Consider the following 19,830-nt stretch of genomic DNA (forward strand, 5'->3'; position numbering starts at 1 on the left):
GAACATCCCCGGTATCCCTTGTCACAGTGCTGTAATTCAATTGTAGGACCGCGGCGCACACCCCAGGTTCTCCCGATTGTCGGTCGTTTTTTCGGATACCCGCCCTGCTTGTCTGCCTGGAATATTTGCGCGATAGTCGCAGCATGTGCCGCCTCGCCGCCTATCTCGGGCCCTCGGTGCCCCTCAACAGATTCCTGCTCGAACCGCCCCACAGCCTGGTGGAACAATCCTGGGCGCCGCGGGAAATGCGGGAGGCGAGATTGAACGCGGACGGATTCGGATTCGGCTGGTTTACCGGACCAGAAGATCCGCCGTCGGTCTACACCAACCCCATGCCCATCTGGACCGATCCAAACCTCGCAGGCCTTGGACGCGCCCTGGAATCTGGCTTGTGGCTGGCCTATGTCCGGAGCGCCACCCGTAGAACCGACGTATCCCATGCCAACACCCAGCCCTTTGCCGGTGCATCGCTGCTCTTCATGCACAACGGATACATTGATCTGTTCGGCGAAACGCTGCGTCACCATATCCGCCACGCACTTTGCACGGAATGCGAACGGACCATTCACGGAAACACGGACTCCGAATATCTGTTCGCACTGCTGCGCCAGCAACTGCTTGACGGTCGATCCCTGGAATCGGGAATGATGCAACTCTTCGATCTGCTAACGCAGTGGGCCGCTGATGTACGGCTGCTTCTCAATTTCATCATCACTGACGGCACGCGCATCGTTGCAACGCGACATGCCATTAACGGGGAATGTCCATCACTGTATTACAGTGATCGCGTCGCCGATCTCGAAGGTGCCTTGTGTGTTGCCTCTGAACCCCTCACGGATCGGGACCAATGGGAGTCCGTACCGGAACACAGCCTGGTGCTTCTGGATCGTGACAAGGGAATCGTCGTGCGAGCGCTATGACCGGCTCTGCATTGAAAGAACTGGAAGACAGCCAGTCTCGCCTTCTCGACCTCGTTTCCGGAATCCCTGCGACCGATCTTAGCCGCCAGTATCACCCGGATCTGAGTCCCCTGGTGTGGCATCTCGGCCACACGGCCTTCATGGAGGCATTCTGGATCCGCAAGACCGTGATGGGAGACAGGCGAATCACTGAACCGCTGGAATCGCTTTATCGGCCGGAACTGAGTCCGAAGACCCGACGCGGGGTCCGGGCCGGTGATCCGGAACAGGTGCTGTGCTTCGCATCCCGGTTATACAGGGAGCATCTGGATCTTCTCGCCGAGCTGCAGGCGCAAAGGAGTGCTCATGCGCTGCTGCAGAATGACTACCTGGTGCAGTTTCTGGCGCAGCACAACCAGCAACATGCAGAAACCGTATCCCAGGTACTTCAGCAGCGTGCAAAGGAGCAAAATGACCCGCAAGGGTTTCCCATGCCCTCACCCGATCGCGAACCGACAAGGGTACATGAGCTTTCTGCACAGGAGATCTGGCTGGGCAGTGACGATTCCGCGTTGGCGTACGACAACGAACGACCGCGACATCGACAAAAGGTCGATGCATTCGCCATCGCGGCAGCACCCGTCAGTAATGCACAGTATCTCGCCTTTATCCTTGACGGAGGCTACGCCGACCGCCGGTTCTGGAGTGTGGAAGGCTGGAACTGGCGCACCGAGTCGGCACGCACGCTTCCGGATTCCTGGTGCCGCACCGGACCTGAAGACATCTGTTGCATGGCGCCCTCCGGGCCGGAGCCCGTACAGGGCACGGATTCGGTGACTGGCCTGGCGTTCTACGAGGCCGAAGCCTATGCGCGATACGCCGATGCCCGCCTGCCGTGCGAGGTGGAATGGGAAACCGCCGCCCAGCGGATTCCCGATTTCCTCGCCAGCAGCGGTCGGGCATGGGAATGGTGCGCGAATGCCTTCTATCCCTACCCCGGCTTCCAGCCCTTCCCCTACGACGGCTATTCCCAGCCGTGGTTCGACGGGAAACATCGCTCCCTGCGCGGCGCAAGCCGGTTCACCGGCGCGAAACTGCGGCGCGCGACTTTCCGTAATTTTTACCTGCCCGACAAGCGTCATGTTTTCGCGGGCGCGCGTCTCGCCTACGATCGCTAGCGAAGCGCTCTTGCCTGCGTTAGGATTCGGCCGCCCGGGAGCTGAATTCGGCCAGACGCGTTACCGGGATTCGACGCGACGTCACCGCCCCGACAACACGTACAATAAATGAGAACTCAAATGCGCCCCTGGCTATCCCTTCACGCCGCGATCAAGGCGGCAATCGTCGTCCTTCTGCTGTCACCCATTCTTGCCATGGCCTCCGATGTGGTCATGGGTGGCGGCTCACGCCTGGACCTGACCGCAAGCCCCTTCGGCATTTTCTCCCTGATTGCCTTTGTCGTGTCCTATGGTTTCGTTATCAACGAGGAGTTCCTGGATCTTCGAAAATCGAAAACCGTCATCGTCGCGGCAGGCTTCATCTGGTTGCTGGTATCCATTGCCTACACCCTGGAAGGTCGCAGTGCGGAGGCGGCTGAAGCCCTGCGCCATAACCTCCTGGAATACGCCGAGCTGCTGCTGTTCCTGCTTGCAGCCATGACCTATATCAACACCATGGAAGAGCGGCGCGTCTTCCGCGCCCTGCGCGCGTGGCTGGTGTCCAGCGGATTCTCTTTGCGAACCATCTTCTGGCTGACCGGATTGATGGCATTCCTGATTTCACCAGTGGCCGACAACCTCACTACGGCCCTGCTTATGGGAGCCGTTGCCCTGGCCGTGGGCGGTAACAACAAACGTTTCGTAACCCTTTCCTGTATCAATATTGTTGTGGGTGCCAACGCCGGCGGTGCGTTCAGCCCCTTCGGCGATATCACGACCCTGATGGTCTGGCAGAAAGGCGTGGTGCATTTCTGGCAGTTCTTTGACCTGTTCATCCCCTCCTTCGTGAACTGGTTCGTCCCGGCACTGATCATGTCCTTCGCCGTGCAATCGGGAAAACCCGAGGCGGTAGCGGAAGAAATCCGGATCAAACGCGGCGGCATGACGATCGTCGGCCTATTCCTGTTCACGATTGCGATGACCGTCACCATGCACAACTACCTGGACATGCCTCCCTTTATCGGAATGATGACGGGTCTGGGTCTCTTGAAGGTCTACGGCTATTTCATTCGTCGTGACGAACTTCGCACCATGTCGTTCGCCATGGGGCCCGAGTTCGATGCGCTGCAGGAACGCTTCCCGGTCAAGCCGGCGGTGAAGCCGTTCGACATATTCATCAGCATGAAACGGGCCGAATGGGATACGCTGATGTTCTTCTACGGGGTTGTACTCTCCGTCGGCGGTCTGGGTCTGATCGGCTATCTCGCGCACCTGTCCCACTTCATGTATGTCGGTCTCGGCGCCACCGAGGCCAATATCCTCGTCGGCATTCTCTCGTCCATCGTTGACAATATTCCGGTGATGTTCGCCGTCCTGACCATGCACCCGGACATGTCGGTAGGCCAGTGGCTGCTTGTGACGCTTACCGCCGGGGTGGGCGGTTCCCTGCTCTCCATCGGGTCTGCCGCGGGCGTTGCGCTGATGGGCCAAGCCCGTGGCGTATACACCTTCTTCGCCCATCTGCGCTGGAGCTGGGCCGTGGCGCTGGGCTACGCGGGCAGTATCTGGATACACTTCATGATCAATACTACGGTCCTGCACACGGTACCCTAGACAGAGACCGTCGCGACGCATCGAATCACAACCGGGAGGAAGCATGAACGATGCGATACATTCCCTGACCGCCCTCCTTGGGCAGGTTGACGATTTCCTGTGGGGCAACTACGTCACTCTCGGTGCCCTTTTGGGAACCGGTCTGTATCTCACCTGGCGCATGCGCGGCATACAGCTGCGTGGTTTCCGCCACTCGATTCACCTGATCCAGGGGCGCTACAGCCGCCCCGAGGACGTGGGCGAGGTTTCCCATTTTCAGGCCCTGGCCACTGCCCTGTCGGCAACCGTTGGCACCGGCAACATCGCCGGTGTTGCCACGGCGATCACCCTGGGCGGACCGGGAGCCCTGTTCTGGATGTGGGTGACCGCGGCTCTGGGCATGGCAACCAAGTTCACGGAATGCACCCTTTCCCTGAAGTTCCGCGAAGTGGATCCGGACGGCCACGTCGCCGGTGGGCCCATGTACACCCTGCTGCATGGCCTGAAAATGCGGCGCACCGCGATCGCGTTTGCGAGCTTCGCACTGATCGCCTCATTTGGCATCGGCAATATGGTGCAGGCCAATTCCGTAGTCGACGGCCTGGGTTATGTCTTCGCACCACTACTGAAGACCGATGCCGGGACCCTGCAGCAGGCCCGGGAGGCGTTCAATGCCCAGTATGGCTGGCTCGTGGGCTCGGGCATGGCCGTACTCGTGGGCCTGGTCATCATTGGTGGCGTGAAGCGAATCGCCCGCGTCGCCAGCGCACTGGTTCCATTCATGGCCATTCTCTATATCGCAAGCGCGCTGATCGTGCTTGGGAACCATGTGAGCGAGATTCCGGCGGCCGTTGCCACGATCTTCAACTACGCGCTCAACCCCTGGTCCGTGGGCGGCGCGGTGGTTGGCGAGGCAATGCGCTGGGGCGTGGCGCGCGGTCTGTTTTCGAACGAGGCAGGCCTCGGTTCCTCACCCATGGCCCACGCGGCCGCACGAACGAACGAACCCGTGCGCGAGGGTCTGGTGGCAATGATGGAACCCTTCATCGACACCCTGTTGATCTGCTCCATGACCGGGCTTGTGATCGTTGTCAGCGGCGCCTGGGGCGCCGGCCGACCCGCAGGGCTTGAGGGCGCGGCGCTGACCGCATACGCCTTTGGGAAAACGCTGGACCATACCGGATCCATCGTCGTCGGCATCGGCCTGATGCTGTTTGCCTTTTCGACCATGATCTCCTGGTCCTACTATGGGGATCGCTCGGCCCATTTCCTGTTCGGCGAGAAAGCGGTGTTACGCTACCGAATCGTCTATATGATCCTGGTCGCAGTGGGTGCCGCCGTTCCACTGAAGCTGGTCTGGAATATCGCCGACATCACCAATATCCTCATGGCACTCCCCAATCTTCTCAGCCTGATTCTTCTTGCGGGTCTGGTAAAACGGCTGCATGACCAGTACTTCAGCGCCCATCGCGCGTCATCCAGCGCCTGAACGCGGATACATGGGATTACTAGCCCTGGTGTAAGCTTCAGGGTTTCATGTTTCAGGCAACATCGGCGCGCGCAGGAAGGACACAATTCATGGGACAGAAACCGGCACCTCTCCAAACCGTCACCGACGATGTGCGCCGCGCACTGGAGGAGGACGTGGGTTCGGGAGATCTGACCGCCGAACTGATTCCCGCCTCCGAAAATGCGGTGGCCCACGTGGTCACGCGCGAGGACATGGTGGTTTGCGGCCGCGCCTGGTTCGATGAATGCTTTCACCAACTGGACTCCGGGCTCCGCATTGAGTGGAAGGTCGACGATGGAGACCTGCTTGCCGCGGGCACCGTGCTATGCACGCTCGAGGGAAATGCGCGGGCGCTGCTAACCGGCGAGCGCGCCGCACTGAACTTTCTGCAACTGCTTTCCGGAACCGCCACCATCTCCCACCGCTACAGTTCTGCCGTAGCCGGAACCGGTGCCGCGGTTCTGGATACGCGCAAGACACTGCCCGGACTGCGTCAGGCGCAGAAGTATGCCGTTCGTAGCGGTGGCGCCCGGAATCATCGCATCGGTTTGTTCGACGCCATCCTCATCAAGGACAATCACATCCGTGCCGCCGGGTCAGTGACCGCGGCACTGGAACAGGCGCAAGGCATTGGCCCCAAAGGAACACTGATCGAGATCGAAGTGGAAAACCTGGAACAGCTCCAGGAGGCTCTGGATGCCGGGGCACGTCGTGTGTTGCTGGACAACTTCAGCGTGGCCGAGTTGCGGCAGGCGGTAAAGCAGAACGGCGGGCGTGCGGAACTGGAGGCATCTGGTGGCGTCTCCCTCGACAACGTCCGCCAAATCGCCGAGACCGGTGTGGACTACATTTCCGTCGGCGAACTGACCAAGCACGTGCACGCGATCGATCTGTCCATGCGCTTTGACTAGGCGCATGGCCGTTGCTCCTGCTGTGTTAAAATAATGGCACCATGAGAACCGTATACAAAGCCGGGTTTCCCGTCTTCGGGCTTGTCTTGTTCCTGCTCGCAGGGACATTCGATTCCATCGGCCTGGCCGCCGAACCCGCACCACTTCCAACCGTAGACGAGTCGGCAGGCCCCGAACGGCCCGCGCCGCAACACGGACACCATTTCATGTTCCGGGTTACCCTGCACAGCGCGAAGGAAATCGATTCCATGCTTACGCGCGCGGAAACCCTTTCACACAGGATCGATATCGACAAGAGCCAGAGCGGCATCGCTCTGGTTCTGCATGGACCAGAGATCGAGATCTTCAACAAGAAGAACTACGGCAAGTATCGTCACATTGTCGACAAGGCCAAACGCCTAAACGCGGAGCACATCATTGCCATCAAGCTTTGTCGGACCAAGATGAGAGAGTTGCACATGCGTGACCAGGACGTGCCATCCTGGATCGACATCGTGCCCTATGGTCCCGATGAGGAAAAACGTCTTGAGGGTCTGGGCTACACCTACTTGTAGGTCTTGCGGCGGAACAGTTCTCGCGAACTCATGACGCGATCCAGAAACAGCTTTCCGTCCAGATGATCGATTTCATGCTGTATCGCGCGTGCCTCGAATCCCTCGCACGACAGCTCGATCTGCGAACCATCGGGTCCACGAGCCTGCAGCCGAATGCTCTGCGCCCGGGCCACATTCCCGGTGTAGTCCGGTACCGACAGGCACCCTTCCCGTCCGATGACTTCACCGGAACGCTCCACGATTTCCGGATTGATGAGTACCATACGTCCGTGATTCGAACTCTTCAGCTTCGGCCGCGCCTGCAGCATGGATGAGACATCGACGAGCACGATGCGCTGAAAGTATGCAACCTGGGGCGCGGCAATTCCCACGCTCGGCGGACCCGCGTCCATGGTCTCTTCGAGGTCTCCAAGGAAGTCAGCGAGCGTCGCATCAAAGGTATCCACAGGTTTGGATACCTGTAACAGGCGCTCATCCGGGTACACCAGAACCTGTAATACAGCCACGGTACTCAGCCAAGCAAGGTGTCGGTGGATTCCATGCCGAGCGTGATTCCGCTGGCGCGGAGGCTCGCAACCGCCGGCTCCAGGGTTTCCGCACCGCCTTCCACAAAGCCGTCCAGAATCATGATGTAGACGGGCTCCGTATCCGTCCCGCCCACATCCGAGTCGAGATCAAGAATGTGAAATCCCGCTTCCGCGAGCGCCCCGGTTACATCCGCCACGATGCCCGTACGATCCGCGCTGTAGACGCGAACCTGGACATTGGGTTCGGGGTGGGAATGGGGTACCGATTCGATGCGGTCGATATGCAGGTGGAGATCCAGGGATTCGGCTACGGGCTCCACGACTGCCTTCAGGCCGGTCTCGCCAGATTCTCCCTGCACCATCATCATGATGGTGAAGTTGCCACTGAGCCGGGCCATGGAGGCCTCACCCAGATTCCAGTCCGCATCCGCCAGGGCGCGGCTCAGCCGCGCGACGATCCCCGGCCGGTCCTTTCCGACCACCGCAAGCATGTACCAATCTGCCATGGATTCCGCTCCTTACCTTGTTGGGTCCCCTGTGTATCCGGGACCGGACCCGTTATGATTCCGCCATGTTCGTCATTGCAATCGTCTGGCTCTACTTTTCCCTACTGCTGGCCATCGGCCTGTGGCCCAATGTATTGGCGATGGTCGGCACATTCGTGGTCCTCGGTATTCTCCCTGCGGCCTTTCTGCTCCACAACCTTCGTGGCTCGGCCAACAACCGTATTCGCGAGCAACAGAGGGCGCGCCGGGACGCGGAACTAGTGCAGCAGCCGGTGAGTAACCGCCGACGAGAATCAGCAATAGCTGTTGAACTGAAACCCGGAATTCGGTCCGGTGATGCAGGCCGGGAATCAGGTCGGCGACAGCGATATAGATGAAACTGGAAGCCGCAATCGCCAGCACGTACGGGATCAGGCTCGTGGTGACCGCAAGGAAGTAATAGGCCGCCAGGGCGCCGATCAGGGTCGTCACCGACGACAAACCATTAAACAGGAATGCCCGGGCGCGCGAGTATCCACCGTTCAACAGCAACGCAAAGTCGCCGACTTCCTGGGGAATCTCATGGGCCGTCACCGCAAGAGCCGTGACGATACCAAGATGGATGTCTGTCATGAATGCGGCAGCGATCAGCACCCCATCCATGGTGTTATGAACAGCGTCACCGATCAAAATCAGATTCGCGGCGGCGACATTGCGCGCGTGACCGATGTCCGGAACATGGGCCTCACAATCATCGGCGTGGCAGTGCCGCCACAAAACCAGTTTTTCCAGAACGAAGAAAACCAGAATCCCGCCCAGCAGTGTCGCGCCAAACCTGTGGGCATTCTGGGTCCCGATGGTCTCGATTGCGTGCGGGATCAGGCCCAGGAACGCCGCCCCCAACAAGGCCCCGATGGCGATACTCACCAATGCGGGCAAGGTGCGTTCGCGCACGGTCTCGGAAACCACCAGACATGCGGACGCCGCCACTACGCTCAGAAGACCTCCGAGCAGGGAGAAGGCGAGAATCCACAACAGTAGCGTATTCATTGGTGCATCCGCAGTTTCAGGGCTGCGGCATCATACCTCAATTCGAGCCCGTCTCATCGATCCAGATCAGTGATGCCATGCGCCCGGTCTCCCCATCGCGCCGGAACGAATAGAACCGCTCCTGCTCGGTAAACGTGCAATGACCGCCACCGTAGACCGCCTGCACCCCGGCACGTGCCAGCCTTCGCCGGGCAAGTACATAGAGATCGGCATACCAGCGGTCCCCTTCCCCCTCCACGAAGGCCCCGGACGCACCCTCGTCGGCTTGCAGGAACCGGTTTCGCACCTCGGGACCGACTTCGAATGCGGCCGGTCCGATGGCAGGTCCCAGCCAGACCAGCAGCGAATCGGGCCCGGCCGCGAAACAGGCGACCGCCGCTTCCACAACTCCCGCAACCAGGCCACGCCAGCCCGCATGAACGGCGGCAACTGCGCCGCCTTCGCGGTCGCACAGCAGCACGGGAAGACAATCCGCGGTCAGAACCGCACACACCACGCCTGGACGATCCGCGTACGAAGCGTCAGCCTCCCCCGGACCGTCGACAGCCTGGCGCACGTTCCGCCCGTGAACCTGGCGCAACCACACCGGCTCGCCAGGCAAGGAAAGGGTTTCGCGCAAGCGCGCGCGATTGCTCGCTACGTGTTCGGGATCGTCGCCGACGTGATCGGCAAGGTTAAAGCGATCCCACGGCGGAAGACTCACACCCCCGACCCGGGTAGTCGTGTACGCGTGCACGTTCGCCGGCGCGGGCCAGTCTGGCAGAATGTATTCCGGTTGAGTCATGCTCTTCATTCCGCCGCTCCTCCGTCCGCATTCGGGTGTGCGCGCGCGTCTTCCTCCAGGGCTTCAATCAATTGGCGCATATCATCGGGCGGGCCCGCTTCCCATTCCATCTCCTGTCCGGTACGCGGATGAATCAGGCCAAGGCGCGTTGCATGCAGGGCCTGTCGATGAAAGCCCCTGAGGGTCTGCGCGAAATCGAGGCTGCTGTCCGGCGGAATTCGAAGGCGCCCGCCATAGACGGGGTCACCGAAGACCGCAAACCCCACGTAGGCCATATGCACGCGGATCTGGTGGGTGCGCCCGGTCTCAAGCCGCACTCGTACCAGGGTATGCTGGCGGAATCGCCGTTCAATACGATAATGAGTAATCGCCGGCTTGCCACCCGGGACTACGGCCATGCGGGTTCGGTCCCTCGGGTTCCTGCCAATGGGTTCCTCCACGGTCCCGCCGGAAATCAGGCGGCCGGTCACGACCGCCAGGTACTCGCGCTTCAGACTGCGTTGCGACAACTGCTCGATCAGGTCGAGCCGCGCGGCCTCATTGCGCGCGACCACCATCAGGCCGGATGTCTCCTTGTCCAGCCGATGCACAATCCCCGCGCGGGGCAAGACAGCGAGCTCGGGCGAATGATGCAACAGCGCATTCAACAGGGTTTGATCCGGGTTGCCCGCCCCGGGGTGAACAACAATGTCCGGAGGCTTGTTGAGTACCAGGAGGTCCTGGTCTTCAAAACAGATTTCGAGTGGTATCTCCTGGGCCTGCCACTCACCCGACTCCGCCGGTGGTACGTCCACCACCACGGTCTCTCCCCCAAGCACGGGATCCCGCGGGCGCGGTGTAGCCTCGTTCACCCGCACCCGGCCCTCGCGGATCCATTGCTGGATTCGGGCACGGGAGACGTGCGGGAGCACCTGCGCCAGGCACTGGTCCAGCCGCATGACCTCCGGTTGGTCACAAAAACAGAAATCAATACGCTCCGACGGGGTTCCGCTCATGTTTCCGGATCCGGCTTCACTGCACCGCGAAATCAGGGTAAGCTTTGCGCCGAATTTTCACCACGTCGACCCCGCGAACGGCATGCGCCCTGCTCTGTTTCTTTTCGTTACCATTGTCGTGGCAACCACCCTGGGTGGCTGTGCCTCCGTGACCAAACCAAAGGACGAAACCGCCAAGTGGTCGGCCGAAAAGCTGTACCAGGAAGCTACAAACTCTCTGCATCAAAACGATTTCGAAATCGCAGCCGGCTATCTCGAAAAGCTGGAGGCGCGCTATCCATTTGGCAAATATGCGGCGCAAGCACAGCTGGAGTCTGCCTACGCCTACTATCGAGCCGGCGAACCGACCCTGGCCATTGCTGCCGCCGAGCGGTTTATTCGACTGCACCCGACCCACCCGTTCGTGGATTACGCCTACTATCTCAAGGGATTGGTGAGTTTCAATATCAAGCACGGCAGCCTGGACTCGTTGATCGGTGAAAAAGACTACTCCGACCGGGATCCGCAATCCATGCGCGATGCCCCCGATGCAAGCCTGCGCATTACGTACCTGCACAACCTGATGGCCAAATCAGAGATCAATGTGGCGCGCCACTACTATGCACGCAAGGCGTACGTGGCGACGGTGAATCGCTGCAAGTACGTGCTCGATCACTACCAGGCCACCCCGGCCGCCGAAGATGCGCTCGGACTGCAGTCCATGGCCTATCTTCAAATGGGGATGCCAAAGCTGGCAGAGGACTCTGCCCGGGTCCTGAAACTCAACTTTCCGAAAAGCAAGTACCTGAAGCAGGTTCAGGCAATGCTCCCGGCGTCAAAGAAACCGCACAGCGACGCCAAGGGCTGATTTCCGGCCTAGATCGCGTCCGGGCCTTTCTCGCCGGTACGGATGCGAATCACATCTTCGACATTGGTGACGAAGATCTTGCCATCGCCGATCTTTCCCGTCCGCGCCGCGTTCATGATGGCGTCGATACAGGCATCGACGATCTTGTCGTCCACAACCAGTTCGATCTTGACCTTGGGGAGAAAATCCACGACATACTCCGCCCCGCGGTAGAGCTCGGTGTGGCCCTTCTGCCGCCCGAAGCCCTTCACCTCGGTAGTCGTCAGGCCCGTGATGCCGGCTTCGGACAGTGCTTCACGCACGTCGTCCAGCTTGAATGGTTTGATGATGGCCTCGATCTTTTTCATTTTATGCCCTCGATTCCTGTCCTGTTGTCCGGGGGAGCCGATGCTCTCCGGCTTTCTCCCGTTTCTTATACCTTAACATAACTCTACCTGCTTTCCTCCCTGCCCATCCCTGAGGTAATGGGATAGCGGCGGTCCCGACCAAACGCCCGCGGCGTCACGCGCACCCCCGGCGCCGCCTGGCGACGCTTGTACTCATTGCGATCAACCATGCGCACCACCCGCCGCACGATCGCCTCGTCGAAACCAGCGGCAACGATGTCCTCGACCGAAGCGTCATGCTCGACGTAGCGCTCCAGGATCGGGTCCAGGATCTCGTACGGGGGAAGGCTGTCCGTGTCCTCCTGGTCAGGGGCCAGTTCCGCCGACGGGGCCCGGGTCAGCACCCGGGTCGGGATCACTTCACCGATCGCGTTTCGGTATCGCGCCAGGCGATAGACCAGGGTCTTGGGGACATCCTTGATCGCACCGAAGCCACCGACCATGTCCCCGTACAGGGTCGCGTAGCCGACGGCCATCTCGCTCTTGTTGCCCGTGGTCAGCACCATGGCCCCGGATTTGTTGGAGATCGCCATCAGCAAGGTGCCCCGGATACGCGCCTGCAGATTCTCTTCGGTAACATCCACCGGCAATCCCCGGAACCTGTCCTCCAGCGCGCCCAAAAAGGCCTCGAACACAGGCGCGATGGGAATCACCGTGTAGTGAACGCCGAGTTTTCCCGCCTCGACTTTGGCATCCTCGACACTGATATCGCGCGTATAGGCGGACGGCATCATCACCGCCTCCACCCGCTCCGGCCCCAGGGCGTCGACGGCGATCGCCAGCGTCAAGGCCGAATCGATGCCACCGGACAGGCCCAGCACCACACCCGGAAAGCCGTTCTTGTCCACGTAGTCCCGGACTCCCAGGACGATGGCGCGATACACGCTTTCATCATCCGCCAGTTCGGGAGCACGCTCCGCGGCTACTGGCACGCCGTCGTGCAAGTCCACGGCAACGAGGCCCGCTTCGAATGCCGGCGCCCGCTGGGTCACGACCCCTTCACCGTTGACCACAAACGAGTCGCCGTCAAACACAAGCTCGTCCTGCCCGCCGACCAGGTTCACATAGATCACGGGCACACCGGTCTCGCGCGAGCGGTGGATCACAGCCTCTTCCCGCTGCCGCCATTTGGTCATGTGGTACGGCGATGCGTTCAGGTTCAACAGCAAACGGGCACCCTGTTTGACCGCTTCTGCGGCCGGGCCGGGCTCCCAGATGTCTTCACAAATGGTGAGCCCGGTCGGGATTCCTTTCAGGTCGAACACAATCGATTCGGTGCCGGGAGTGAAGTAGCGCTTTTCATCGAAGACCGCGTAGTTGGGCAGGCACTGTTTGTAGTACGTGGCGATGACGGAACCGTTGCGGATGACCGATGCCGCGTTGTAGTGCCGCCCGCCGTCCAGCGTCGGGTAGCCAACGACGATGTCGATCCCGAGTTTTGCCTCGCGAATCCGCTCCAGGGCCCGGACGACCCGTTCGTACAGCTCCGGACGCAACAGCAGATCCTCCGGCGGATAGCCGGTAAGCGCCAACTCGGGGAAGACGACTGCGTCGGCCCGGAACTCGTCCTGCGCCCGCCGCGCGGCATCCAGGATCAGCGATGTATTGCCATGCACATCGCCCACCAGCAGATTGATCTGCGCCATGACTACGCGCAGCTGTTGCGGCATTTAGGCCAGGACCTCGCGCAGTCGTTCGCCCATCTCCGCAGGCGAACGGACCGTGTGCACGCCCGCCGCCTCCAGGGCGCGATACTTTTCTTCCGCCGTTCCGGTGCCGCCGGCGATCACGGCGCCCGCATGTCCCATGCGCTTTCCGGGCGGCGCGGTCACACCGGCAATATAGGCCACCACCGGCTTGCTTACGTGCTCCTGGATATAGGCCGCGGCGGCTTCTTCCGCTTCGCCGCCAATCTCACCGACCATGATAATACCTTCGGTCTGCGGGTCTTCTTCGAAGGCACGCAGGCAATCGATGAAGCCCATACCATGAATGGGATCACCGCCGATACCGACACAGGTGCTCTGCCCCAGACCGGACTGACTGGTTTGATGAACTGCCTCGTAGGTCAGCGTGCCGGAACGGGAAACGATACCGATGCGACCCGGCTGGTGGATCGCGCCAGGCATGATGCCGATCTTGCACGCGCCCGGTGTGATCACTCCCGGGCAATTGGGTCCGATGAGCCTGGCGTCATATCGGTTGAGGGCCTCTTTCACCTTGAGCATGTCGAGCACCGGAATCCCTTCGGTGATGCACACGATCACGCGAATTCCCGCATCGGCTGCCTCAAGGATGGAATCGGCAGCAAAGGCCGCCGGCACATAGATCATGCTGGCGTCGGCGCCGGTTTCCGCCACCGCATCGCGAACCGTATCGAACACGGGCCGGTCCAGGTGGGTCTGTCCGCCCTTACCCGGGGTTACGCCGCCGACAAGATTGGTTCCATAGGCGAGCGCCTGCTCGGAATGAAAGCTGCCCTGCTTGCCGGTGAAACCCTGGCAAATCACCTTCGTATTCTTGTCCACCAGAATACTCATGCGTCCGCCTCCACGGCCGCGCCACTGCTCGCCGCAACCACCTTGGCCGCGGCATCGGCAAGCGTGGCGGCGGTGATGATGTCCAAACCGCTGCTCTCCAGCAATTCGCGTCCACGATCGGCGTTCGTGCCTTCCAGGCGCACCACCACCGGCAAGGCCAGGCCTACCTCACGCACCGCGGCGATGATCCCGTCGGCAATGAGGTCGCAGCGCACGATACCGCCAAAGATATTGACCAGGATGGCGCGTACCTTTTCGTCGGAAAGAATAATCTTCAGCGCTTCCGCGACCTTGTCCGAGGTGGTGCCGCCGCCGACATCGAGAAAGTTCGCCGGACGGCCGCCGTGCAACTGGATCAGATCCATGGTCGCCATGGCCAGGCCAGCACCGTTCACCATGCAACCGATCTCGCCGTCCAGCGCGACATAGTTCAGACCGAACTGATGCGCCTTGTGTTCTTTCGGGTCTTCCTGCGTCGGGTCGCGCCACTCCTCAATCTGCTTCTGGCGGAAGAGCGCGTTGTCATCGACATTGATTTTGGCATCCAGCGCCAGCAGTTCACCTGCGGTCGTGCGGGCGAGCGGGTTGATTTCCACCAGGCTCAGGTCCCGTTCGAGGAACAGGCGGTACATGGCCAACATGATCCGCGTCAGGGCGCCGACTTGCTTGTCGCGCAGACCCAGGGCAAAGGCTAGCTCGCGGCACTGATAGGCCTGCAGACCCGTGACGGGATTAACCACGGCACGCAGGATCTTCTCCGGTGCAGTGGCCGCCACCTGCTCGATGTCCATTCCGCCCTCGGCCGAGGCGACGAACACCACCCGTGCGCGGCTGCGATCCACCAGACAGGCGACATAGTATTCATGATCAACCGCGACCGGGGCCTCCACCAGGATGCGCTCCACCGGTTGCCCCTCGGAACCGGTCTGGGCCGTCACCAGCCTCGTCCCCAGAAGCTGGTCCGCCGCCTTCTCCAGCTCAGCCCGTCCCTGAACCGGACGCACGCCGCCCGCCTTGCCGCGACCGCCGGCGTGCACCTGCGCCTTCACGATCCAGTCGTTGCCACCCAGCTCCTCGGCCACGGCCAGGGCCTCGCGCACGGAAAAGGCCGCCTTCCCCGCCGGCACCGGAATCCCGGCAGTAGCCAGCAGGGACTTGGACTGGTACTCATGTAAATTCATCGAAAAGAAACCTTTGTGCTTGTTTTCGCGAAACGGACGCTATTTTCGTGCAAAACACGTCCGTCGTCGACCGCCCCATCCCGGGCGCAATTCCGCGAACAGTTTGCGGGAACGTGCTGACGGGAATCCGTTATCATAAACCCGTCTGGTCGCGTATTACCCATCGACGAGAAGGTTCACCATGCAGCTGACTGTCACCTCCAGCCTGGATTCCGTCGATTCCGCACAGTGGAATGCCTGCACCGGGGGCAATTCTTTCCTGCGCCATGAATTCCTGTCCGCCCTGGAACACAGCGGATGTGTCGGAGCCGGCAGTGGCTGGGAGCCACGCCACCTGGTGCTGCTGTCCGACGACAACGGCGACCGCAGACTGCTGGGCGCGGTGCCCATGTATCTAAAGACACATTCCTACGGCGAATACGTATTTGACTGGGCCTGGGCCGACGCCTATGAGCGCTCGGGACTTCACTACTACCCGAAACTGGTCGTGGCCGTGCCTTTCACACCAGCGACGGGGCCCAGGATTCTGGTTGCCCCGGACCAGGACCATGCGCGGATCGGATCGGCCCTGGTGGACGGCGCATTGACCGTCGCGCAGGAAACCGGCGCTTCCTCATTGCACTGGCTGTTCACGAACGAAAGGGATACGGGCCTGTTGGAAGGCAAGGGCCTGTTGCGGCGCACCGGCATGCAGTTTCACTGGCACAATCGTGACTACCGGGACTTCGACGATTTCCTTTCCGGTTTCTCCGCCGCCAAACGCAAGAAGGTGAAACGCGAACGGCGCTATGTACGCGAGGCCGGCATCGTGCTGGAACGGATCTCCGGGAACGAGGCCACCGATGCGCATTGGGAGCGATTCCATCGTTTCTACCTGAACACAATACGCTCCCGTGGCGCCATGCCCTATCTCAATCTGGAGTTCTTTCGCGAACTTGGCCGCACCATGCCGGATCAGGTGCTGTTGATTCTTGCCCGCTACGAGGATCGGCATGTGGCGGGTGCCTTGTTCCTGCGTGGAAGCGATACCCTGTACGGGCGCTACTGGGGTTCCAGTGAGGAGTTTCACAGTCTGCACTTTGAGACCTGCTATTATGACCCCATAGCCTACTGCATCGAACAAGGCATCCAACGCTTCGAAGCGGGCGCACAGGGCGAACACAAACTCAGCCGCGGCTTCCTGCCCACGCCAACGTGGTCCGTGCACTGGCTGGCGCATCCCGAGTTCGAGCGGGCCGTTTCCGATTATCTCGCCCGGGAACGCATCGGCATGGAACATTATATGGATGATCTCAACGAACACTCGCCCTATCGTGGCTAGCTACGCGGAGTCCTGGCGTGTTTCTTTTATCGCTTGATAACGACGAGCTCCGCTTCCCGCCGGTTGACCTGGCTTCTCCGGAGGGTTTGCTGGCCGTCGGCGGGGACCTGCGCAGCGAGCGCCTGTTGACTGCGTATCGCCACGGCATCTTTCCCTGGTACAGCGACGACCAGCCCATTCTCTGGTGGTCCCCCGATCCGCGGGCCGTGTTCTTCCCGGACCGGATTCACATCTCCCGCAGCCTGCGCAAGACCCTGCGCCGCGGGCGTTTTACCATCACCATGGATACATCTTTCAAAGACGTGATTTCGGCCTGTGCCGAAACCGGGCTGCGTCGCGGTGCAAAGGGCACGTGGATTACAACGGAAATGCAGCAGGCCTATATCGATCTGCACCGCAAGGGATATGCACACTCGGTTGAAGTCTGGGAAAACGGTGAACTGGCAGGCGGCCTGTACGGCCTGTCACTGGGCCGGGCCTTTTTCGGCGAATCCATGTTTCATCGGCGCACCGATGCCTCCAAGGTCGCGCTCGTGGCACTGTCACGGCAGGCGCAGGCGTGGGGATTTCTGTTCATCGATGCCCAGGTCAGCTCGGACCACATTCTTCGCCTGGGCGCGGTGGAGATTCGACGAACCCGGTTCATGGAGTTGTTGGCCCGGGCCCTGGAGTCGCCGACGCGGATCGGCCCCTGGACCCTGGATGAGAGACTCATGGACCGCACCAGGGGCAAGCAATGACGGTCTCGCAGAAGATCCCGGATCTCTATCTGTCCATGCCCCACGAGTGTGGATACCTGGACGATCGTATCGCCACCACGCTCTTCGTCGATCCCCACGTCCCCCTTTCCCGCCGGCAGTACACGGAGTTGGTGAAGACGGGCTTTCGCCGCAGCGGCGGCCTCGTGTACCGGCCTCACTGCCAGGGATGCAACGCCTGTGTCCCGGTACGCATCCCGGTCCATCGCTTTGCCCCGTCACGGGCACAGCGCCGAAACCGGAAACGCAATTCCGACCTGATTGTCCAGACGGTGGAAGGCGGATATCGGGAGTCTCACTTTGACCTGTACTGCCGTTACCAGAGTTCCCGGCACCGTGGCGGCAGCATGGACGTCGGCGATCCACTGCAATATCGGGACTTTCTTTTCAGCAGTGATTTTGAGACCCAGGTGTTTGAATTTCGTCCCCGCGAAGACCCCGACCGACTGATCGCCGTGGCCATCGCCGATCGGCTCGACGACGGGCTCTCGGCGGTATACACGTTTTTCGACCCGGACGAACAGCACCGGGGTCCCGGGGTGTACGGGATCCTGTGGGAAATTGACGAGGTGCGCCGCCTTGGCCTGCCCTATCTCTATCTCGGCTACTGGATTGGGGAATCACCCAAGATGAGCTACAAGACCAACTACCATCCCTTGCAGGCCCTTTTGCATGGCGAATGGCGGGATTTTTCGTTTGACGCAAATCCGTAACAAACCGTGATCTATACTTTGGGTACGCCCAAAACCCGGTCCCCGGGAAAAGGAGTCGCGCAATGCTCAGCCATCTGTACCGGCTCATCCGCGCTTTCGAAACCAGACACGGCTATCGCCCCAACATCCTCACCATCCACCCCCGCCACTATTCCGAACTACGCGACAGCCTTCCAGCCTATACCCGCTACCTGGAACTGACCCGCTTTCTGGGCATGCGCGTGGTTCTCAGCTCCGACAGCATCCACCCGCATGTGTCGTGGAGCGCGGTCGCGGAACGCGACAGCGCCTGAGCCCCGCCACACCGGGTTTCACCACCATCGCCCCGGATTTCCCGGGAATCGGCGCTTTACCTCTCCTGACGCATCCGGCATCATACGCGCGCAATCGGCCGCGGAAGCGTATTTTGGCCGGAATTTAGAGAAATCCAAGAGGAGAAGCGTGGCAAAAGAAGACCATATCGAGATGGAAGGGGTCGTAGTCGAGACCCTGCCCAACACCCTGTTTCGCGTCGAACTGGAGAACGGCCATGTAGTCACGGCCCACATCTCCGGAAAGATGCGCAAGCACTACATCCGTATTCTCACCGGTGACAAGGTCACCGTGCAGCTCACCCCCTACGACCTGAGCAAGGGCCGCATCGTCTTCCGCACCCGCTAGACCCGCGCCGGTCCTCCCGGTGGCCCCCTAGTCTTCACTGGCAAAAAAAGACCCCGGCGAACCGGGGTCGAGATAGCGTCGTGCAACGCGAACGTTGCAGCGAATCTTGCGGCTAGAAGATCGTGGTGATCTGGATGCCGTAGCGGTTCCCGATCTGAGCCAATCCAGCTACCAGGGGTCCCAGCGGTGCGGAACCGGTGGTCTCGGCCGACCGGATTTCATAGTTCAGGATAATCCGCGACTTCTTGTTCAGGTGGTACTGCGCACCGATTGTCGTGCGCTTGAATTGCGCCGCGATGGCTGCACTCTCCGTGGACCGGTTGTACACGTCATAGCGCAGATCGGCTTCCCAGTTGGAGCCCGGGATGTAGTAGCCGACATCGGCATAGTAACCATTGGCTTTGCCGTCCAGGCCCGAACCACCACCGATAGCGAAGTTCGGTTTCTCGGGCCCCTGGAAGATCATGCCCTTGCCGGCCATATACTCCGCGGTCACACGCCAGTCGCCCCGGCGATAGCGGGTACCGATACCGTAACGGTTGCGATCGTGGACCGTGGGATTCGCCACGCCATCATCGGTGTTGTCGAGCTGACGCTTGCCGGTCTGACTCCAGACGAAGGTTTTCCATCCCTGCTGGAACGGCCCATGGCCGCCAAATACCCACTCCGAAGACCAGTAGGCATAGATATCGTGCTGCCCCTCTACAGTTTCCGAGGTGTACGGCTCGAGGCCGGCGCCATTACCGATCATCAGCGCATAGCTATGCTCCCAATCGCCGGTCTTGAACCAGTCAAATACCTCCAGACCGGTATCACGCGCGGCACCAAAGGACGAATCCCAGGATGCTTCCCCGGGAAGCGCCAACGGTGGCGGTGCCGGAGAGAGGATGGCACCGGTTTGGTTTATGCCGTTTGAGAACCGCTCCAACATCAGCTGGTTGCCCACCCACGTGAAGTTG

22 protein-coding genes are annotated in these 19,830 nt (G+C 60.8%); 12 read left to right on the forward strand and 10 right to left on the reverse strand.

Features of this window, described 5'->3' with window-relative positions; genetic code table 11:
* Nucleotides 1-143 precede the first annotated feature (143 nt).
* The 6 genes from egtC to P8X48_03020 all read left to right on the forward strand — a co-directional run bounded on the left by egtC (nt 144) and on the right by P8X48_03020 (nt 6,624).
* Nucleotides 144-920, forward strand: a complete 777-nt coding sequence (gene egtC, locus P8X48_02995; GenBank protein MEJ2106283.1) for an ergothioneine biosynthesis protein EgtC — start codon at nt 144-146, stop codon at nt 918-920.
* Nucleotides 917-2,077, forward strand: coding sequence for an SUMF1/EgtB/PvdO family nonheme iron enzyme (locus P8X48_03000; protein ID MEJ2106284.1), 1,161 nt, complete (start codon nt 917-919; stop codon nt 2,075-2,077). Before egtC ends, P8X48_03000 begins: the two co-directional genes overlap by 4 nt.
* A 120-nt stretch (nt 2,078-2,197) precedes the next feature.
* Nucleotides 2,198-3,670 (forward strand): sodium:proton antiporter NhaD, encoded by a 1,473-nt coding sequence (nhaD, locus tag P8X48_03005; GenBank protein MEJ2106285.1) that lies wholly within the window; start codon nt 2,198-2,200, stop codon nt 3,668-3,670.
* Between the two features lie 43 nt (nt 3,671-3,713).
* Nucleotides 3,714-5,138, forward strand: a complete 1,425-nt coding sequence (locus P8X48_03010) for a sodium:alanine symporter family protein (protein MEJ2106286.1) — start codon at nt 3,714-3,716, stop codon at nt 5,136-5,138.
* A gap of 89 nt (nt 5,139-5,227) precedes the next feature.
* A complete protein-coding gene (gene nadC / locus P8X48_03015) occupies nt 5,228-6,070 on the forward strand; it encodes a carboxylating nicotinate-nucleotide diphosphorylase (GenBank protein ID MEJ2106287.1) in 843 nt (280 codons plus the stop codon).
* 41 nt (nt 6,071-6,111) lie between these two features.
* The gene (locus P8X48_03020) at nt 6,112-6,624 is read left to right on the forward strand and encodes a hypothetical protein (protein MEJ2106288.1); all 513 of its coding nucleotides are present in this window, start codon (nt 6,112-6,114) and stop codon (nt 6,622-6,624) included.
* On the opposite strand, the gene def is transcribed toward P8X48_03020, so the two are convergent.
* The 5 genes from def to rluD form a co-directional block, all read right to left on the reverse strand.
* Entirely contained in the window at nt 6,615-7,130 is a 516-nt protein-coding gene (def, locus tag P8X48_03025; GenBank protein ID MEJ2106289.1) for a peptide deformylase, read from the reverse strand. The genes P8X48_03020 and def overlap by 10 nt on opposite strands.
* Before the next feature lie 5 nt (nt 7,131-7,135).
* On the reverse strand, nt 7,136-7,657 hold the full coding sequence (locus P8X48_03030) for an ACT domain-containing protein (protein ID MEJ2106290.1): 522 nt from the start codon (nt 7,655-7,657) through the stop codon (nt 7,136-7,138).
* Nucleotides 7,658-7,729: 72 nt separating this feature from the next.
* Nucleotides 7,730-8,686, reverse strand: coding sequence for a ZIP family metal transporter (locus P8X48_03035; protein MEJ2106291.1), 957 nt, complete (start codon nt 8,684-8,686; stop codon nt 7,730-7,732).
* A gap of 37 nt (nt 8,687-8,723) precedes the next feature.
* The gene (pgeF, locus tag P8X48_03040) at nt 8,724-9,479 is read right to left on the reverse strand and encodes a peptidoglycan editing factor PgeF (protein ID MEJ2106292.1); all 756 of its coding nucleotides are present in this window, start codon (nt 9,477-9,479) and stop codon (nt 8,724-8,726) included.
* Nucleotides 9,476-10,465, reverse strand: a complete 990-nt coding sequence (gene rluD, locus P8X48_03045; protein ID MEJ2106293.1) for a 23S rRNA pseudouridine(1911/1915/1917) synthase RluD — start codon at nt 10,463-10,465, stop codon at nt 9,476-9,478. The genes pgeF and rluD overlap by 4 nt, the downstream gene beginning before the upstream one ends.
* 82 nt (nt 10,466-10,547) lie before the next feature.
* Here rluD and P8X48_03050 point away from each other — a divergent pair, with 82 nt between their 5' ends.
* On the forward strand, nt 10,548-11,312 hold the full coding sequence (locus tag P8X48_03050; GenBank protein ID MEJ2106294.1) for an outer membrane protein assembly factor BamD: 765 nt from the start codon (nt 10,548-10,550) through the stop codon (nt 11,310-11,312).
* 8 nt (nt 11,313-11,320) lie between these two features.
* Here P8X48_03050 and P8X48_03055 read toward each other — a convergent pair whose 3' ends face one another.
* The 4 genes from P8X48_03055 to sucC all read right to left on the reverse strand — a co-directional run bounded on the left by P8X48_03055 (nt 11,321) and on the right by sucC (nt 15,419).
* Nucleotides 11,321-11,659: a P-II family nitrogen regulator gene (locus P8X48_03055; GenBank protein ID MEJ2106295.1), complete on the reverse strand. Its 339-nt coding sequence runs from the start codon at nt 11,657-11,659 to the stop codon at nt 11,321-11,323.
* An 83-nt stretch (nt 11,660-11,742) separates the two neighbouring features.
* Complete coding sequence (locus P8X48_03060) at nt 11,743-13,368, reverse strand: NAD+ synthase (GenBank protein ID MEJ2106296.1); 1,626 nt, start codon at nt 13,366-13,368, stop codon at nt 11,743-11,745.
* A complete protein-coding gene (sucD, locus tag P8X48_03065) occupies nt 13,369-14,238 on the reverse strand; it encodes a succinate--CoA ligase subunit alpha (protein MEJ2106297.1) in 870 nt (289 codons plus the stop codon).
* Nucleotides 14,235-15,419, reverse strand: coding sequence for an ADP-forming succinate--CoA ligase subunit beta (gene sucC / locus P8X48_03070; protein ID MEJ2106298.1), 1,185 nt, complete (start codon nt 15,417-15,419; stop codon nt 14,235-14,237). Before sucC ends, sucD begins: the two co-directional genes overlap by 4 nt.
* Nucleotides 15,420-15,600: 181 nt before the next feature.
* Here sucC and P8X48_03075 point away from each other — a divergent pair, with 181 nt between their 5' ends.
* From P8X48_03075 to infA, 5 genes are all read left to right on the forward strand, one after another.
* Complete coding sequence (locus P8X48_03075) at nt 15,601-16,740, forward strand: GNAT family N-acetyltransferase (protein ID MEJ2106299.1); 1,140 nt, start codon at nt 15,601-15,603, stop codon at nt 16,738-16,740.
* 17 nt (nt 16,741-16,757) lie between these two features.
* The gene (gene aat / locus P8X48_03080; protein ID MEJ2106300.1) at nt 16,758-17,480 is read left to right on the forward strand and encodes a leucyl/phenylalanyl-tRNA--protein transferase; all 723 of its coding nucleotides are present in this window, start codon (nt 16,758-16,760) and stop codon (nt 17,478-17,480) included.
* Nucleotides 17,477-18,211 (forward strand): arginyltransferase, encoded by a 735-nt coding sequence (locus tag P8X48_03085; protein MEJ2106301.1) that lies wholly within the window; start codon nt 17,477-17,479, stop codon nt 18,209-18,211. The genes aat and P8X48_03085 overlap by 4 nt, the downstream gene beginning before the upstream one ends.
* Before the next feature lie 62 nt (nt 18,212-18,273).
* Complete coding sequence (locus P8X48_03090) at nt 18,274-18,504, forward strand: hypothetical protein (GenBank protein MEJ2106302.1); 231 nt, start codon at nt 18,274-18,276, stop codon at nt 18,502-18,504.
* A 148-nt stretch (nt 18,505-18,652) separates the two neighbouring features.
* Entirely contained in the window at nt 18,653-18,871 is a 219-nt protein-coding gene (gene infA, locus P8X48_03095) for a translation initiation factor IF-1 (protein ID MEJ2106303.1), read from the forward strand.
* Between the two features lie 112 nt (nt 18,872-18,983).
* Here the strand turns inward: infA and P8X48_03100 are convergent.
* Nucleotides 18,984-19,830: hypothetical protein (locus P8X48_03100; protein MEJ2106304.1), on the reverse strand; the 847-nt coding region annotated here is incomplete at its 5' end.

It is taken from the genome of Acidiferrobacteraceae bacterium (assembly GCA_037388825.1).
GTDB lineage: Bacteria > Pseudomonadota > Gammaproteobacteria > Acidiferrobacterales > JAJDNE01 > JARRJV01.

Bases quoted from the DNA above. Each gene is read 5' to 3' on its own strand.
- egtC (MEJ2106283.1), top strand. From the start codon at position 144: ATGTGCCGCCTCGCCGCCTATCTCGGGCCCTCGGTGCCCCTCAACAGA.
- P8X48_03000 (MEJ2106284.1), top strand. From the start codon at position 917: ATGACCGGCTCTGCATTGAAAGAACTGGAAGACAGCCAGTCTCGCCTT.
- nhaD (MEJ2106285.1), top strand. From the start codon at position 2,198: ATGCGCCCCTGGCTATCCCTTCACGCCGCGATCAAGGCGGCAATCGTC.
- P8X48_03010 (MEJ2106286.1), top strand. From the start codon at position 3,714: ATGAACGATGCGATACATTCCCTGACCGCCCTCCTTGGGCAGGTTGAC.
- nadC (MEJ2106287.1), top strand. From the start codon at position 5,228: ATGGGACAGAAACCGGCACCTCTCCAAACCGTCACCGACGATGTGCGC.
- P8X48_03020 (MEJ2106288.1), top strand. From the start codon at position 6,112: ATGAGAACCGTATACAAAGCCGGGTTTCCCGTCTTCGGGCTTGTCTTG.
- P8X48_03030 (MEJ2106290.1), bottom strand. From the start codon at position 7,657: ATGGCAGATTGGTACATGCTTGCGGTGGTCGGAAAGGACCGGCCGGGG.
- P8X48_03035 (MEJ2106291.1), bottom strand. From the start codon at position 8,686: ATGAATACGCTACTGTTGTGGATTCTCGCCTTCTCCCTGCTCGGAGGT.
- pgeF (MEJ2106292.1), bottom strand. From the start codon at position 9,479: ATGAAGAGCATGACTCAACCGGAATACATTCTGCCAGACTGGCCCGCG.
- rluD (MEJ2106293.1), bottom strand. From the start codon at position 10,465: ATGAGCGGAACCCCGTCGGAGCGTATTGATTTCTGTTTTTGTGACCAA.
- P8X48_03050 (MEJ2106294.1), top strand. From the start codon at position 10,548: ATGCGCCCTGCTCTGTTTCTTTTCGTTACCATTGTCGTGGCAACCACC.
- P8X48_03055 (MEJ2106295.1), bottom strand. From the start codon at position 11,659: ATGAAAAAGATCGAGGCCATCATCAAACCATTCAAGCTGGACGACGTG.
- P8X48_03060 (MEJ2106296.1), bottom strand. From the start codon at position 13,368: ATGCCGCAACAGCTGCGCGTAGTCATGGCGCAGATCAATCTGCTGGTG.
- sucD (MEJ2106297.1), bottom strand. From the start codon at position 14,238: ATGAGTATTCTGGTGGACAAGAATACGAAGGTGATTTGCCAGGGTTTC.
- sucC (MEJ2106298.1), bottom strand. From the start codon at position 15,419: ATGAATTTACATGAGTACCAGTCCAAGTCCCTGCTGGCTACTGCCGGG.
- P8X48_03075 (MEJ2106299.1), top strand. From the start codon at position 15,601: ATGCAGCTGACTGTCACCTCCAGCCTGGATTCCGTCGATTCCGCACAG.
- P8X48_03085 (MEJ2106301.1), top strand. From the start codon at position 17,477: ATGACGGTCTCGCAGAAGATCCCGGATCTCTATCTGTCCATGCCCCAC.
- P8X48_03090 (MEJ2106302.1), top strand. From the start codon at position 18,274: ATGCTCAGCCATCTGTACCGGCTCATCCGCGCTTTCGAAACCAGACAC.